We start from the raw sequence: 14,466 nt of genomic DNA, 5'->3' as shown, positions 1-14,466 counted from the left end.
ATGCGAGGTCAGCGGGTTAGTCAGCCGCTCGTCGCGAAAGCTCGCGGGCCAGATCAAGAAACGCTTTCACTCCAGCCGACAGATTGCGGCGCCCGGGATAGTACAGGCAGAGCCCTGGATAGGGTGGTGTCCAGTCCTCCAGCACCCGGACAAGCCGCCCGGCCCTGATCTCGGAAAGCACTTCCTCTTCCATGGTATAGCCCAGGCCGGTACCTTCCAGCACCGAAGTCCTCACAAGGCCCGCTTCATCAAGTGTGATCGGGCCTCGCACATCGATTTGCACCGGCTCGTCGTCTTTTTCAAACCGCCATCGAAACAGTGAGCCGTCCGGCAAGCGAACGCGAATGCATCTGTGATTGAGAAGATCCGGAGGACCCACGGGTTTAGGATGTTGTGCGAAATAGTCCGGAGAACCGACAACAGCGTGTCGCTGTGGCCGGCCGAGCGAAACGGCAATCATGTCGCTGGGAACGAGACCTGCCACCCTTACGCCCAGATCAAAACCGTCATTGACGATATCAACCATTTTTCCTTCCGTGACCAGATCGACATTCATCTCGGGATAGCGACGCAGGAACTCAAGCACGAGCGGTGAGATGATGGCGCGTGCTGCAAACGGTGCCGCATTGATGCGTATCGTTCCAGACGGTGTCTCGCGTTGAGAGCGCACCGTTTCCAGAGCGGCATGAAGGTCCTGAAGCGAAGGCGCAACCTGCTGTACAAAGAGCCTGCCGGCATCTGTCAGCGAGACGCTGCGCGTGGTGCGATTGAACAATCGTACGCCGAGCCCCGCCTCAAGCCTGCCGATGGTGTGGCTGAGCGCAGTTGTGGACATACCGAGATCGATAGCCGCTGCACGAAACGTCCCGCGCCTGGCGATCGCGATGACTGCTTCGAGTTCCCTGAGGTTCAACTGTTCCATTATCCCGATCTGTTCAACATCACATGCATATTTATCCCACTTATCCATGCAATGGTAGAGCACTAACTTAGGGGCACCTCACAAGGAGAAATAAGATGGATATGCCCCAAGTTGTGAATATGTATTTTGATGCCGACACCCGCAACGATGCCGACGGGCTGTTGCAAACGCTTGATGTCGATGCGGTGGTCGAGGACGAGAATGCCCGCTATCAGGGCGCTGCCGCCATCCGTCAATGGTGGGTGGCCGCCAAGAGGTCGGCTCAATACGTCGCCGAACCTGTGGAAACCACGGTTGACGGTGACAAGGCACTCGTGCGGGCGAGGGTGAGTGGCCAGTTTCCCGGTAGTCCGGTGATGCTAACCCATGCCTTCACGATCAAGGATGACAGGATCGTCAGGCTGGAGATCCGGTCATGACCGACTTTCTCAATCTGAAAGGCAAACGCGCACTCATTACGGCTGGAACCAAAGGTGCTGGCGCTGCGACCGTCAGCCTGTTTCGCGAACTTGGCGCAAAGGTGCTGACGACAGCGCGTGCCCGTCCGGAAAACATGCCGGAAGAATTGTTCGTCGATGCGGACCTTAGCACCGAAGAGGGATGTGAAATCGTCGCAGAGGCCACGCGGCGGCGCCTTGGCGGCGTCGATGTCATCGTCCATATGCTGGGTGGCTCCTCAGCATCGGGGGGCGGCTTTTCTGCCCTGTTGGAGGATGACTGGCACAAGGAAATGTCGCTGAACCTTTATCCGGCTGTCCGGCTGGATCGGCAACTGGTCCCGGATATGGTCGCCCGGGGAAGCGGCGTCGTCGTGCATGTGACATCCATCCAGAGAGTCCTGCCACTTCCGGAATCGACTACAGCCTATGCCGCAGCAAAAGCGGCACTTTCGACCTATAGCAAGGCGATGTCGAAGGAAGTGTCGCCCAAAGGTGTGCGCGTCGTTCGGGTTTCGCCGGGCTGGATCGAAACGGAAGCCTCCGTCCACCTTGCAGAGCGCCTGGCGAAGCAGGCCGGAACTGACCTTGAGGGTGGCAAGAAGATCATCATGGATGGACTGGGCGGCATTCCGCTCGGCCGCCCGGCAAAACCGGAAGAGGTCGCAAACCTGATCGCCTTCCTTGCTTCTGACCGCGCGGCCTCGATTACTGGTACCGAATACACAATTGATGGGGGGACGGTGCCGACAGCGTAGGTTCCAAGATGCGCCTGCAGATCAGGCGGGCGCGTCCCACCCGCCGATCTGTGAATAGATCGCGTCGCGGAGATGACGGACGTCGTGGTTCAAATCGGCCAGCTCCTTTGGAGTTTGCATTGAAGCTGCAAGCAAGGTGTCGCTGAGGCAGCCCGCTCTGTGCTGCAATGCGCGGCCTTCCTCGGTCAACGCGATCACCACCTGCCGCTCATTGCTGAGGTTTCTGGTCCTGCGCAATAAGCCGGCTGTCTCAAGGCGCTTCAAGAGCGGCGTGAGTGTGCTCGATTCCAATGCGAGGGCGTTTGCAATGGCGCCAACGGTTTGCTCATCTCCGCTCCAAAGCACGTTTAGCACGAGATATTGCGGGTACGTCAGCCCCAACTCATCCAGAAGGGGCTTGTAAGCGCGCTGGATGGCAATGCCGGCAGTATAAATTGCGTAGCACAGCTGGTCGTGCAAGGGCGGTGGATTGTTGTGACGTATGGTCATTCTAGGCTCCTTCACACATACATATAGTCAATCATACGGCAAAAATAAATATCGCGATAAGAATTATCTTGACGGAAGCATCGGCATCTGTCAGCTTATGTATATCGCGATAACAGTTATCGCAAAACAAAAAGGAAGAAGCCATGACACGCAACTCCGCAACCGCCCTTTCTGCAATTGCCGCCGCCGCATTGTCTGCCGCACTGCCGGCAAACGCTGCCGACACCATTTCCCAGAACCAGTCCGTAAAAAACGTCGTGCTCGTCCATGGCGCTTTCGCTGACGGCTCTGGCTGGAAGGGTGTCTACGACAATCTCACAAAGCGTGGTTACCGCGTGACCATCGTCCAGAATCCCCTGACTTCTCTGGCAGACGACGTCGCCGCCACAAAGCGTGCTCTCGAGCGGCAGGATGGTCCGGTCATTCTGGTCGGACATTCCTGGGGCGGCACGGTCATTACAGAAGCGGGCGTTGATGAAAAGGTTGCAGGCCTCGTCTATGTCTCTGCGCTCTCACCAGATGCCGGCGAAACGACGGCCCAGCAATATCAGGGGTTTGCTCCCGCATCGGAATTCGTCATCGAAACCACGAAGGATGGTTTTGGATATGTCAGCCCGGCAAAGTTCAAGGCTGGTTTTGCTCATGACGTTAGCGATGCCGATGTTGCGTTCATGAGGGACGCGCAGGTCCCGATCAACATGTCGGCGTTCGGCACGAAGCTCGAACATGCTGCCTGGCGCACCAAGCCCAGCTGGGCTGTGATCGCTACCGAGGACAAGGCATTCGACCAGGCAATGCTGATCCATATGGCCGAACGCATCAAGGCCAAGATCACCAAGGTCTCAGCAAGCCACGCCCTGTTCATGACGCAGCCGACGGTCGTCGCTGATACCATCGATGCTGCCGCCAAGGCCGTCTCGGCAAAGCAGAAATGATAGATTCCGCGTTATCGGGACAATCCGCACTGTCCCGATAACGACCGGAACGTATTATTTCGAATTTCACAACAAACTATGAATTATTAGTTCAATTGTTGTGCCCGCGACTTGGTAGCAATATCCACGCATCAGACGAGCAACGGCGTCGCCTGAAACACGAAACCATACATTTGCAGGACGTGAGATGACCCAGAACGACTTTTCCATAACGCGCCGTGGCGCACTGCTTTCAGTTGGTGCAGCCGCAGCGGCGATGGCCATTTCACCCGTATTCACCTTCGCAGCAAACGCTGCCCCCACCAACACATCAATCGAAGGAAACAAGACCATGGGTACTATCACCACCAAGGACGGAGTCGAAATATTCTACAAGGATTGGGGCTCCAAGGATGCTCAGCCCATCGTATTTCATCACGGCTGGCCGTTATCGTCTGACGACTGGGATGCCCAGATGCTGTTCTTCCTCGCCAACGGTTACCGGGTCGTTGCCCATGATCGCCGTGGCCACGGACGCTCTGCCCAGGTTTCCGAAGGGCATGATATGGACCACTATGCCGCCGACGCTTTCGCTGTCGTCGAAGCGCTGGATCTGAAAAATGCCGTGCATATCGGCCATTCCACCGGCGGTGGCGAAGTGGCGCGCTATGTGGCGAAGTTTGGTCAGCCGGCCGGTCGTGTCGCCAAGGCCGTTCTGGTATCGGCAGTCCCACCGCTGATGCTGAAGACCGCAGCCAATCCCGAAGGCCTGCCGATCGAAGTGTTCGACGGCTTCCGTTCGGCGCTGGCGGCCAATCGCGCGCAGTTCTTCCGCGATGTCCCGGCCGGCCCGTTCTACGGTTTTAACCGCGATGGCGCCAAGGTTCAGGAAGGCGTAATCCAGAATTGGTGGCGCCAGGGCATGATGGGCGGTGCAAAGGCGCACTATGATGGCATCAAGGCCTTCTCCGAAACCGACCAGACGGAAGATCTGAAGGCAATCACGGTGCCGACGCTCGTTCTCCACGGCGAAGACGATCAGATCGTTCCAATCGCGGATTCTGCACTGAAGTCCGCCAAGCTGCTGAAGAATGGTTCGCTGAAGACCTATCCCGGCTTCTCGCATGGCATGCTGACCGTGAATGCCGATGTCCTGAACGCCGATCTTCTGGCATTCATTCGATCCTGACGAGAAGAGGTGGCCGTGGCGGAACCTGCCACGGCCACCGATGCCAATCCTTGCCGCACCACCGATCGAGACGATGATGCAGTTAACGCCCGAGCTTGTAGCCCTGACCATCAGAGACGTGCGTGACGACGGCCCGGAGCCGGGCTGGACGCCGTTATCTGAAACAGAACTTCACGCTCTGGTTGCCGCTATCGAGCGTGAAGCCGATAGCGATCCAATCTGGGTGTTTGCATACGGTTCCCTGATCTGGAATCCTGAGTTCAAACCAGCCGGCAGGCGACGTGCCACCGCCCATGGCTGGCATCGTTCGTTTTCCCTGAAAATCGAGCGCTGGCGGGCAACGAGCGCACAGCCAGGTCTGATGATGGCGCTTGAGCGTGGTGGACAGTGCGACGGTGTCATCCTACAACTCTCGTCCGAGCGGCGGCGTGATGACCTTCGAGCTCTCGTCGCCCGCGAAATCAGGTATCGGGAAGTCATCGACATGGTGCGCTGGGTAAAGGTCAAAACGCCTGACGGCATCCAGAAGGCTCTGACATTCTGGGCGAGCACAAAGCGCGCGGGTCTGACGGCGCCGCTACCGGTGGAAACGACCGCAAAACTGATCGCCAGCGCCTGCGGAGAGGGCGGTTCCTGCGCCCAGTATCTGCACAACACGATCGTCGATCTTCAGGCAGAAGGCATTCGCGATCGAAACCTCTGGCAGTTACAGGCGCGGGTCGCGGCCGAGATCTCCGCACAGCAAGGACGCTGTGGCGGGACAGTCCGGGATATCAATCAAGCATGACCATCTGCGCCGCAACCTGCTCCTCGAAGAATTTGGAGAAGGATGCAATGCGGGGAGGCAGAGCCTGATAGGGCGGGTAGTAGAGGGTCAACCACAGATCGGGTGGGGCCCAGCCCTTGAAGACGTGCACGAGGCGCCCACTCTTGAGGTGTTCCGAGACATGAAAGTTCGGCAGCATGGCAACGCCTGCTCCATCCGCGGCCATGTCGGCCAGAACCTCGCCACTATTGGCGCTGAAGGCGCGCCCTGCCGATATCGTCATGCTCGAGCCACCGTCCGAGAGCACCCAGTTCTCTCGCCGGCTTTCGCCGCTATAGGCGAGGCAATCGTCTGGCGTCAGCTCGTTCGGATGCTGCATCTCGACAAACCGGCTTCCCGGTGCCGCAACCAGAATGCGCGGCACGACGCGGATTTTCCTCCATATCGTGAACTTGTCCGATGGCTGAGACGAGATGCGGATCGCCAGATCGTAGTCATCATCAACGATATTCACCAGTCCGTCGGACAGTGATATCTCGAAGCCCATCTTCGGGTACCGCTCTTTGAAGCCGGAGAGGATCGGTGGGAGCACCGCCTTGCCAAACCACGTCGGCGCACTGATCCTGAGACGCCCTTCGTCGGCTTTGTGAGCGTTCATCACGTCGCGGCGCGCTTCTTCAAGCGTCTTCACCGCGGGCTGAATCTGGGCGGCGAATATCGCACCGTCTGTTGTCAGCGAGACTTGCCGGGTCGTACGGACAAACAGCTGAACGCCGAGTTCGGCTTCAAGTGCCGCAATAGCCCTTGTGACTGCAGCCGGCGTCATGTCGAGTTCGCGGGCAACCTGGGCGAAATTTCGCTTTTCGGCCGCAAGGAGGAAGGTTCGCAGAGCTTTGTAATCGTTCATTGGGATTGTTTCAAAAAGAGCAACGCAGTCGAAATGAATATTGCAATTCTCTGGCGTGATCAATCGGCCTAGATATTCGTCAACAGCCAAACACTAACGGCGACATTGAAAGGCAAGGACATGATCAAGGATATCAAGGGACTGCATCACGTAACCTCAATGGCTTCGGATGCGCGTCAGAACAATCGCTTCTTCACCGACACACTGGGCCTGCGTCGCGTCAAGCAGACCGTTAACTTCGACGACCCGAACGTCTACCACCTTTATTATGGTGACGAGAACGGCTCCGCAGGCACCGTCATGACCTACTTCCCGTTCCCGAACATGATGCTGGGTCGTCCCGGTGTTGGTGAGGTCGGGGAAACCCAGTTCTCCGTGCCAAAGGGCGCATTGAAATTCTGGCAGGATCGGTTTACCGCGCACGGTGTCGATGGCTTGAAAACTGACACCGTCTTTGGCGCCAACAGACTTCAATTCATGGGTCCGGACGGCGACAGTCTGGCGCTGATTGAAGCTGCCGATGACAACCGCGCGCCGTGGCTGGCAGACGGCATTCCGGGCGATGCAGCTATCCGCGGTTTTGCCGGCGCCCGGTTCAGCCTGCACGATACTGCCGCGACAGAAGAGCTTCTTGGTTTCATGGGGTATCAACGCGCCGAGAAGGAAGGTGACGTGACCCGCTTTATCATTCCCAATGGAAACGGCGCCGATACGATTGATGTCGCAGCACTGCCGAAAACGTCGTTTGCCCGTCAGGGCGCCGGTTCGGTTCACCATATCGCCTTTGCCGTCGAAAACCGCGAAAAGCAACTCGAAGTTCGCAAGGCACTGATGGACACCGGTTATCAGGTTACGCCCGTCATTGACCGCGATTATTTCTGGGCAATCTACTTCCGCACACCAGGCGGCGTGTTGTTCGAGATTGCCACGAACGAGCCGGGGTTTGACCGGGACGAGGACACGGCACATCTGGGCGAGGCGCTTAAGCTGCCGAGCCGGTATGAAGCGTTCCGTGACCAGATTCAGGCAAATCTCGAGCCGCTGACTGCCTAACACCCCCCCGCTCACTGGTGTCGGTGGCAACTGATCGGGCCTCTATGGAGAAATGCCAATGGATCAATTGGGAGCAATCAGAGCCTTTGTTCGCGTCGTCGAGGCCGGATCCTTTGCAAAGGCTGCCGGCACGATGGGTGCGCCACGCTCCACCGTGAGCAAGCTTGTTCAGGATCTTGAGGCAAGCTTGAGCCTCAAATTGCTGGAACGAACGACACGTTCACTCACGGTAACACCCGAGGGCGTTGCTTATTACGAGCGCGCCCTCCGCCTGATCGCCGATTTCGATGAAATGAACAACGAGGCGACCCGCGGGCGCCTTGCCACCAGGGGAAAACTTCGTGTTGACGTAGGAGGGACCTTCGCCAATACGATTCTGATCCCTCGGTTGCCAGAGTTTTACGCGCTATATCCAGAGATCGAGTTGCACCTTGGTGTGACAGAACGTCAGGCCGACATCGTTGAAGAGGGAATAGATTGCGTCATTCGTGCCGGAGATCTGCCCAGCGCATCTCTTGTTGCGAAGAAACTATGCAGCGTGGAGATAGTCACCTGCGCCACCCCTGCGTACCTCGAAAAATACGGCGTGCCAGCTTCGCCATCGGATCTGCAGCGTGATCATGTTTTCGTTCAGTACTTTTTCGCACGTAGCCTGAAGGCCGCACCAGTGCGATTGATGAATGGTGACGAGAAAATAGAAATCTACAGCCCCATCAAGCTATCCACCAGTGATGCGACTGCGCATTTGCATGGAATATTAGCGGGGCTGGGTATTGGACAGACATTTGAATTCTTGGCGCGCGCCCATATCGCTCGCGGCGCACTGGTCCCCATCCTGCAAGATTGGGCGCCACCACGTTATCCTGTTCACATAGTTAGGCCAGCGGGCCGGTTTCCAAGCGTGAAGTATCGGGTATTTGCAGACTGGGTCGCGGGCGTGTTTTCTGCCTACGACGAGGGTACCGCCACGTCCTGATAGCTTTATCCATATCCATGGATAGTTACTCCACAACGGCGGGCTTCTCCACGTTCTCCTTTGACGATATCCCACGGCTGATGTGAGCCCGTGGCTCTATCCCGTTTGGGAGTATGCTGTGACAGGCTTGGCTCCTTGGTCGTACGAACCCACCTGCAATTTGGAATAACGGTTGTTCAGATCAAGTATAAGGCGACGTGATCGCGATATGGGGCGTCAATGCCAAGGGTGACCCGCCATCTTGTCGCGTCAATACTCAACGGCAGACTGCCAAGCATTACGCGGCTCACGCACCGCGCAACTGTTGTTCACTGGCAGTGCCGCGCAGAGAAAATTCAAACAAATCGCTCCCCACCGAACAGCGAAACCAGGAACACTGCAGAGGTCTTCAAGGCCGACTCTGTGCACGAAATTTCCTTCAGAAATTTTCGGAACGAGTGGCCGCGTATCGCAGCCCCGTGCGAAGTCCGCCGCTCAGCCGGATCGAGAGATTATTATTGCGATAAAAGCAATTCATTCGCAATTAATATTGCAATTCTGCGAGGTCGCAAGTCGCGCTACCTTTCCTTTCAGCAGCCGAGGCAGCAAGCAAACGAAAGCATCGGTTTCAACCTCCCAACGGTCTTGGAAGCCGTGTGCCAGGGCACGGCATCCATCCGAAAGGTCCTGTTCATTTCATAACCGGCCGCATTTGCGGTCCAAAACAACCGAAGAGGAATTGACATGTCCAAGCTTGAAGTTCTGACCCCCGCCAACAGCCAGCTCATTTTCATCGATCAGCAGCCGCAGATGGCATTCGGCGTTCAGTCGATCGACCGCCAGACCCTGAAGAACAACGTTGTTGGCTTGGCTAAGGCTGCCAAGGTTTTCAACGTGCCAACCACGATTACCACGGTTGAGACCGAGAGCTTCTCCGGCAACACCTTCCCCGAACTTTTGGCCGTCTATCCGCAGAATGACATCCTTGAACGCACCTCAATGAACTCCTGGGATGATCAGAACGTACGCGATGCGCTGGCGAAGAATGCTGCCAACGGCCGCAAGAAGATTGTCGTCTCCGGTCTGTGGACCGAAGTCTGCAACACGACCTTTGCACTCTCTGCTTTGCATGACGTTCCGGAGTACGAAATCTACATGGTCGCCGACGCTTCCGGCGGCACCTCTTCCGATGCGCACAAATATGCAATGGACCGCATGGTGCAGGCTGGCGTCATACCCGTCACCTGGCAGCAGGTCTTGCTCGAATGGCAGCGCGACTGGGCTCGCAAGGAAACCTACGATGCGGTCACCACACTGGTGAAGGAGCATTCCGGCGCTTACGGCATGGGCATCGATTACGCGGTCACTCACGTCCACGGCGGTGCCGAACGCGTCAGCCATGGCAAGCGCATCGGCCCGAACCCCGCGAAGTAAGCCAGATCAACCGCTCCGGTGACGCATCGGAGCGGTTGTCCGTTTTAACGAGGATGACTCTCATGAAAATCTATCTTCTGTCTCTTGGCGCGGGTTTGCTGGTCGGCATCGTCTACAGCCTGCTCAACGTGCGTTCGCCTGCTCCGCCCGTCATCGCGCTTGTCGGCCTGCTCGGCATTCTCGTCGGTGAGCAGATCATCCCGCTCGCCAAATCGCTCTGGAGCAAGGAGCCGGCAGCGGTTTCCTGGCTCCAGCAGGTGAAGCCGCACATGTTCGGTCACATGCCGAAGGGCGGAAATTCTCCGGAGATTGCCCATCGTTCGCAAACCAATTTGGAGGAGCGGAGCTGATGACGACGCGCCGAACCTTCCTTGGAGCGGCCTCGAGCCTGGCGTTTTCGAACCTCTTCTCAAAGGCCAATGCCGCCGATCCCAACCAGACCGGAATAGATACCATGCACCCAGACCTGATCCTCCATAACGGTCGTTTCACGACCCTTGACCGCACCAATCCAAACGCGACCGCGGTCGCCATCAAGGATGGACTGTTTCTTGAAGTCGGTTCAGACAGCGAGGTCATGTCCCTTGCTGGTTCCAACACCAGGATCGTCGATCTCAAGGGCAAGCGCGTCCTGCCCGGCCTCATCGATAACCATACCCACGTTGTGCGTGGCGGGCTAAACTACAATATGGAATTGCGCTGGGACGGCGTGCGCTCGCTGGCAGATGCAATGGACATGCTCAAGCGCCAGGTGGCGATAACGCCAGCCCCGCAATGGGTGCGTGTTGTCGGCGGGTTCACCGAACACCAGTTTGCGGAGAAGCGTCTGCCGACGATCGAGGAGATCAACGCGGTCGCGCCAGATACCCCAGTATTTCTGCTGCACCTCTATGACCGCGCGCTCTTGAACGGAGCTGCACTGCGCGCCGTCGGTTACACCCGCGATACGCCCAATCCACCCGGTGGCGAGATCACCCGTGATGCCAACGGCAATCCGACCGGCCTATTGCTGGCCAAACCCAATGCCGGCATTCTCTATTCCACCCTTGCCAAGGGACCCAAACTGCCTCTCGACTATCAGGTCAACTCCACCCGCCATTTCATGCGTGAGCTCAATCGTCTTGGCGTAACGGGTGTGATTGATGCAGGCGGTGGCTTCCAGAACTACCCTGATGACTACGAGGTCATTCAAAAACTCTCTGACGAGAACCAGATGACGGTGCGTCTGGCCTACAATCTCTTCACCCAGAAGCCCAAGGAAGAAAAGCAAGACTTTCTCAACTGGACGTCTTCAGTCAAATACAAGCAGGGCAACGACTATTTCCGTCACAACGGTGCCGGCGAAATGCTGGTTTTCTCCGCGGCTGACTTCGAGGACTTTCGCCAGCCGCGTCCGGAAATGGCGCCGGAAATGGAAGGCGAACTCGAAGAAGTGGTGCGCGTTCTGGCCGAGAACCGTTGGCCATGGCGCATGCACGCCACGTACGACGAGACAATCTCCCGTTCGCTTGATGTCTTCGAGAAGGTCAACAAGGACATTCCGCTTGATGGTTTGAACTGGTTCTTCGACCATGCCGAAACCATCTCGGACCGGTCCATCGACCGCATTGCGGCCCTTGGTGGCGGCATCGCAACCCAGCATCGGATGGCCTATCAGGGCGAATATTTTGTCGAGCGATATGGCCAAGGCGTTGCCGAAGCGACCCCACCGATCCGAAAGATGCTCGACAAGGGCGTCAACGTTTCCGCCGGCACGGATGCGACCCGCGTCGCCTCCTACAACCCCTGGGTCTCGCTGTCCTGGATGGTGACCGGCAAGACGGTTGGTGGCATGCAACTCTATCCGCGTGCCAACTGCCTTGATCGCGAGACGGCTCTGCGGATGTGGACTGAAAAAGTCACATGGTTTTCGAATGAAGAAGGCAAGAAAGGCCGTATCGAGAAAGGCCAGTTCGCCGACCTTGTCGTTCCCGACAAGGACTTCTTCTCCTGCGCCGAAGACGAGATCTCGTTCCTGGTATCGGAGCTGACCATGGTTGGCGGCAAAATCGTCTATGGAGCGGGTGACTTCAAAACGCTCGACGAGAACGACGTGCCGCCTGCAATGCCCGACTGGTCTCCAGTCCGCAAGTTCGGCGGATATGCGGCATGGGGCGAGCCGGAAGGTGCTGGCGCGCGTTCTCTAAGGCGCACGGCTATCTCGACCTGTGGCTGCGCCAGCGATTGCGGCGTGCATGGTCACGACCATGCGGGAGCCTGGACCTCGAAACTGCCGATCGCCGACCTCAAGGGTTTCTTCGGCGCTCTTGGCTGCTCTTGCTGGGCAGTCTGATCGTGCCCTCGCTCGGGCGACTTCTGTTCGCCCAAGCGATCCGACCCCATAATTGCAATATTGGCAATTAAATCGAAACTATTGCTGCAATTGTTGGCAGAGCGATCACCGGCCAATATCGCTCCATCAAACGCGGCCGCTCGATCACGTCAGCGACCAAAAAGGAGCAAGATATGACCTACCAATCCCCTATATCGAATTCGGCCTTGAGCGGACTTGCACGTGTTGTCGGCTCTCCCATTACGAGAACTGTATCGCTGCTTGCTCTCTGCGCTGCCTACATCCAGGGTCCACTCACCAAGATTTTCGATTTCAATGGCGCGCTTGCTGAGATGAATCATTTCGGTCTGCACCCTGCCGCTCTCTTTGCCGTCATCGTCATCGTGTTCGAGCTTACGGCCGCTGCGATGGTGGTCTCGGGCTTCCTGCGCTGGGCAGGCGCACTCGCACTTGCAGGCTTTACGCTTCTCGCAACGTTCATTGCTCTTCGCTTCTGGGAAATGGCGCCCGGTATGGACCGCATGATGGCAACGAACGCCTTCTTCGAACACATCGGTCTGGCCGGTGCATTCATCTTCGTTGCAGCGGCCGACCTTGCAAAGGGAGCGGGTAAATGAGCGCCGCGAAAACATCCGGGGGCACTTTTGCTCCTCTCGCACAGCCCGTCTTCGCGGTCCTGTGGATTGCAACGGTTCTCGGCAATACCGGAAGCTTCATGCGCGATGTCGCAAGCTCATGGCTGATGACGGACCTCTCGGCATCGCCTGCTGCAGTCGCCATGGTTCAGGCGGCCGGAACATTGCCGATCTTCCTGCTTGCCATTCCGGCAGGCGTTCTCACCGACATTCTGGATCGCCGCAAGTTCCTGATTGCGGTCCAGCTCCTGCTGGCCTCCGTAAGTATCTCACTGATGGTCCTCTCGCAGATAGGCATGCTTTCCGTGAGCGCACTGATCGGCCTGACCTTCCTCGGCGGCATTGGTGCCGCATTGATGGGCCCGACCTGGCAGGCGATTGTTCCTGAACTGGTGAAACGCGAGGACGTGAAGAGCGCTGTCGCTCTCAACTCCCTCGGCATCAATATCGCTCGTTCCATCGGCCCAGCTGCTGGCGGTTTGCTTCTGGCAGCGTTCGGGGCGGGGATCACCTATGGCGCAGACGTTGCAAGCTACATCTTCGTTATCGCGGCTCTGGTGTGGTGGCCACGTGCCAAAAACGCCAACGACGCTCTACAAGAGAACTTCTTCGGCGCGTTCAGGGCTGGCCTACGTTACACTCGCTCAAGCCGCCCCCTGCATGTCGTCCTTCTTCGTGCCGCCATCTTCTTCGCATTCGCCAGTGCCGTCTGGGCACTTCTTCCGCTGGTTGCCCGACAACTGCTGGGTGGTGATGCCAGCTTCTACGGTATTCTGCTTGGTGCGGTCGGCGCCGGTGCGATCGGTGGAGCATTGGTCATGCCGAGGCTACGCGAACGCCTGAGCTCGGATGGTCTGCTTCTTGGCGCAGCGGTGATCACCGCAGTCGTCATGGGTGTCCTTTCGCTCGCCCCGCCGAAGATCGTCGCCATTATCGCTCTTCTGTTCCTCGGTGGTGCTTGGATCACCGCCCTGACGACCCTGAACGGGGCAGCCCAGGCTGTTCTGCCCAACTGGGTGCGTGGGCGTGGCCTTGCTGTCTATCTGACAGTATTCAACGGAGCCATGACGGCGGGCAGCCTCGGCTGGGGTGCTGTGGGCGAAGCCGTTGGAATTCAGACGACATTGCTTATCGGTGCAGCTGGCTTGCTCGTTGCGGGGTTCATCATGCACCGCGTAAAGCTCCCGGCTGGTGACGCCGACATGGTGCCGTCCAACCACTGGCCGGAACCGTTGGTCGCCGAGCCTGTTGCTCATGACCGTGGTCCTGTCCTGATCCTCATCGAGTACAAGGTCGAGAAACAGCATCGTTCAGCCTTCCTGCGTGCTCTCGACCACCTGTCTCAAGAACGCCGCCGCGATGGTGCCTATGGGTGGGGTGTGACGGAAGATTCCGCCGATCCGGAAAAGATCGTCGAGTGGTTCATGGTGGAATCCTGGGCTGAGCACCTCCGCCAGCACAAGCGGGTTTCAAACGCCGATGCAGACGTGCAGGGAAAGGTTCTGACCTACCATGTTGGCCCGGACAAACCCGTCGTTCGTCACTTCCTGACGATCAATCGGCCAGGGGCGGCGTAAACATTCCATAAAAAGGGCGGCTCTGGCCGCTCTTTTTTTTATGCCATTTGACGCAGGAAACTTGGAGCCGACTAAACTTTTCTCATTCATCCGTTGTC

The 14,466-nt window shown here is 57.7% G+C and carries 15 protein-coding genes; 12 read left to right on the top strand and 3 right to left on the bottom strand.

Annotated elements, in window-relative coordinates:
* Window positions 1-16: 16 nt before the first annotated feature.
* Window positions 17-970: a LysR family transcriptional regulator gene (locus tag CRO62_RS06515; RefSeq protein ID WP_097099634.1), complete on the bottom strand. Its 954-nt coding sequence runs from the start codon at window positions 968-970 to the stop codon at window positions 17-19.
* A gap of 47 nt (window positions 971-1,017) precedes the next feature.
* Here CRO62_RS06515 and CRO62_RS06510 point away from each other — a divergent pair, with 47 nt between their 5' ends.
* Complete coding sequence (locus CRO62_RS06510) at window positions 1,018-1,341, top strand: nuclear transport factor 2 family protein (RefSeq protein WP_097099633.1); 324 nt, start codon at window positions 1,018-1,020, stop codon at window positions 1,339-1,341.
* The gene (locus CRO62_RS06505) at window positions 1,338-2,117 is read left to right on the top strand and encodes an SDR family oxidoreductase (protein WP_097099632.1); all 780 of its coding nucleotides are present in this window, start codon (window positions 1,338-1,340) and stop codon (window positions 2,115-2,117) included. Before CRO62_RS06510 ends, CRO62_RS06505 begins: the two co-directional genes overlap by 4 nt.
* A gap of 21 nt (window positions 2,118-2,138) precedes the next feature.
* Here CRO62_RS06505 and CRO62_RS06500 read toward each other — a convergent pair whose 3' ends face one another.
* Window positions 2,139-2,606, bottom strand: a complete 468-nt coding sequence (locus CRO62_RS06500) for a MarR family winged helix-turn-helix transcriptional regulator (protein ID WP_003519242.1) — start codon at window positions 2,604-2,606, stop codon at window positions 2,139-2,141.
* Between the two features lie 143 nt (window positions 2,607-2,749).
* Here CRO62_RS06500 and CRO62_RS06495 point away from each other — a divergent pair, with 143 nt between their 5' ends.
* The 3 genes from CRO62_RS06495 (at window position 2,750) to CRO62_RS06485 (ending at window position 5,496) form a co-directional block, all read left to right on the top strand.
* Window positions 2,750-3,541 carry an alpha/beta fold hydrolase gene (locus tag CRO62_RS06495; RefSeq protein WP_097099631.1) on the top strand — a complete coding sequence of 264 codons (792 nt, stop codon included), beginning with the start codon at window positions 2,750-2,752 and terminating at the stop codon, window positions 3,539-3,541.
* Window positions 3,542-3,728: 187 nt separating this feature from the next.
* Complete coding sequence (locus CRO62_RS06490) at window positions 3,729-4,709, top strand: alpha/beta fold hydrolase (protein WP_019566822.1); 981 nt, start codon at window positions 3,729-3,731, stop codon at window positions 4,707-4,709.
* 76 nt (window positions 4,710-4,785) lie between these two features.
* Window positions 4,786-5,496: a gamma-glutamylcyclotransferase gene (locus CRO62_RS06485; RefSeq protein ID WP_097100407.1), complete on the top strand. Its 711-nt coding sequence runs from the start codon at window positions 4,786-4,788 to the stop codon at window positions 5,494-5,496.
* On the opposite strand, the gene CRO62_RS06480 is transcribed toward CRO62_RS06485, so the two are convergent.
* Window positions 5,483-6,382 carry a LysR family transcriptional regulator gene (locus CRO62_RS06480; RefSeq protein WP_097099630.1) on the bottom strand — a complete coding sequence of 300 codons (900 nt, stop codon included), beginning with the start codon at window positions 6,380-6,382 and terminating at the stop codon, window positions 5,483-5,485. The two genes, CRO62_RS06485 and CRO62_RS06480, sit on opposite strands and share 14 nt — an antisense overlap.
* 120 nt (window positions 6,383-6,502) lie before the next feature.
* Between CRO62_RS06480 and CRO62_RS06475 the strand changes: the two genes are divergently transcribed.
* The 7 genes from CRO62_RS06475 (at window position 6,503) to CRO62_RS06440 (ending at window position 14,368) form a co-directional block, all read left to right on the top strand.
* On the top strand, window positions 6,503-7,435 hold the full coding sequence (locus CRO62_RS06475; protein ID WP_097099629.1) for a VOC family protein: 933 nt from the start codon (window positions 6,503-6,505) through the stop codon (window positions 7,433-7,435).
* A gap of 58 nt (window positions 7,436-7,493) precedes the next feature.
* Window positions 7,494-8,411, top strand: coding sequence for a LysR family transcriptional regulator (locus CRO62_RS06470; protein WP_097099628.1), 918 nt, complete (start codon window positions 7,494-7,496; stop codon window positions 8,409-8,411).
* A 723-nt stretch (window positions 8,412-9,134) separates the two neighbouring features.
* Complete coding sequence (locus tag CRO62_RS06460; protein ID WP_097099626.1) at window positions 9,135-9,824, top strand: hydrolase; 690 nt, start codon at window positions 9,135-9,137, stop codon at window positions 9,822-9,824.
* 62 nt (window positions 9,825-9,886) lie between these two features.
* Window positions 9,887-10,174, top strand: coding sequence for a XapX domain-containing protein (locus tag CRO62_RS06455; protein ID WP_003519470.1), 288 nt, complete (start codon window positions 9,887-9,889; stop codon window positions 10,172-10,174).
* A complete protein-coding gene (locus CRO62_RS06450) occupies window positions 10,174-12,156 on the top strand; it encodes an amidohydrolase (RefSeq protein ID WP_097099625.1) in 1,983 nt (660 codons plus the stop codon). Before CRO62_RS06455 ends, CRO62_RS06450 begins: the two co-directional genes overlap by 1 nt.
* Window positions 12,157-12,329: 173 nt before the next feature.
* Window positions 12,330-12,773, top strand: coding sequence for a DoxX family protein (locus CRO62_RS06445; protein WP_097099624.1), 444 nt, complete (start codon window positions 12,330-12,332; stop codon window positions 12,771-12,773).
* Window positions 12,770-14,368: an MFS transporter gene (locus CRO62_RS06440; RefSeq protein WP_097099623.1), complete on the top strand. Its 1,599-nt coding sequence runs from the start codon at window positions 12,770-12,772 to the stop codon at window positions 14,366-14,368. Before CRO62_RS06445 ends, CRO62_RS06440 begins: the two co-directional genes overlap by 4 nt.
* The last annotated feature ends 98 nt before the right edge of the window (window positions 14,369-14,466 follow it).

The sequence above is a fragment of the Rhizobium sp. AN6A genome (assembly GCF_900215635.1).
Classification (GTDB): Bacteria; Pseudomonadota; Alphaproteobacteria; order Rhizobiales; family Rhizobiaceae; genus Agrobacterium; species Agrobacterium tumefaciens.
Note: the sequence above shows the minus strand (reverse complement) of the source record. Positions and strands in the feature narration are given on the sequence as shown.

Coding starts and splice junctions, on each gene's coding strand:
- CRO62_RS06515 (WP_097099634.1), bottom strand. CDS start 970: ATGGATAAGTGGGATAAATATGCATGTGATGTTGAACAGATCGGGATA.
- CRO62_RS06510 (WP_097099633.1), top strand. CDS start 1,018: ATGGATATGCCCCAAGTTGTGAATATGTATTTTGATGCCGACACCCGC.
- CRO62_RS06505 (WP_097099632.1), top strand. CDS start 1,338: ATGACCGACTTTCTCAATCTGAAAGGCAAACGCGCACTCATTACGGCT.
- CRO62_RS06500 (WP_003519242.1), bottom strand. CDS start 2,606: ATGACCATACGTCACAACAATCCACCGCCCTTGCACGACCAGCTGTGC.
- CRO62_RS06495 (WP_097099631.1), top strand. CDS start 2,750: ATGACACGCAACTCCGCAACCGCCCTTTCTGCAATTGCCGCCGCCGCA.
- CRO62_RS06490 (WP_019566822.1), top strand. CDS start 3,729: ATGACCCAGAACGACTTTTCCATAACGCGCCGTGGCGCACTGCTTTCA.
- CRO62_RS06485 (WP_097100407.1), top strand. CDS start 4,786: ATGCAGTTAACGCCCGAGCTTGTAGCCCTGACCATCAGAGACGTGCGT.
- CRO62_RS06480 (WP_097099630.1), bottom strand. CDS start 6,382: ATGAACGATTACAAAGCTCTGCGAACCTTCCTCCTTGCGGCCGAAAAG.
- CRO62_RS06475 (WP_097099629.1), top strand. CDS start 6,503: ATGATCAAGGATATCAAGGGACTGCATCACGTAACCTCAATGGCTTCG.
- CRO62_RS06470 (WP_097099628.1), top strand. CDS start 7,494: ATGGATCAATTGGGAGCAATCAGAGCCTTTGTTCGCGTCGTCGAGGCC.
- CRO62_RS06460 (WP_097099626.1), top strand. CDS start 9,135: ATGTCCAAGCTTGAAGTTCTGACCCCCGCCAACAGCCAGCTCATTTTC.
- CRO62_RS06455 (WP_003519470.1), top strand. CDS start 9,887: ATGAAAATCTATCTTCTGTCTCTTGGCGCGGGTTTGCTGGTCGGCATC.
- CRO62_RS06450 (WP_097099625.1), top strand. CDS start 10,174: ATGACGACGCGCCGAACCTTCCTTGGAGCGGCCTCGAGCCTGGCGTTT.
- CRO62_RS06445 (WP_097099624.1), top strand. CDS start 12,330: ATGACCTACCAATCCCCTATATCGAATTCGGCCTTGAGCGGACTTGCA.
- CRO62_RS06440 (WP_097099623.1), top strand. CDS start 12,770: ATGAGCGCCGCGAAAACATCCGGGGGCACTTTTGCTCCTCTCGCACAG.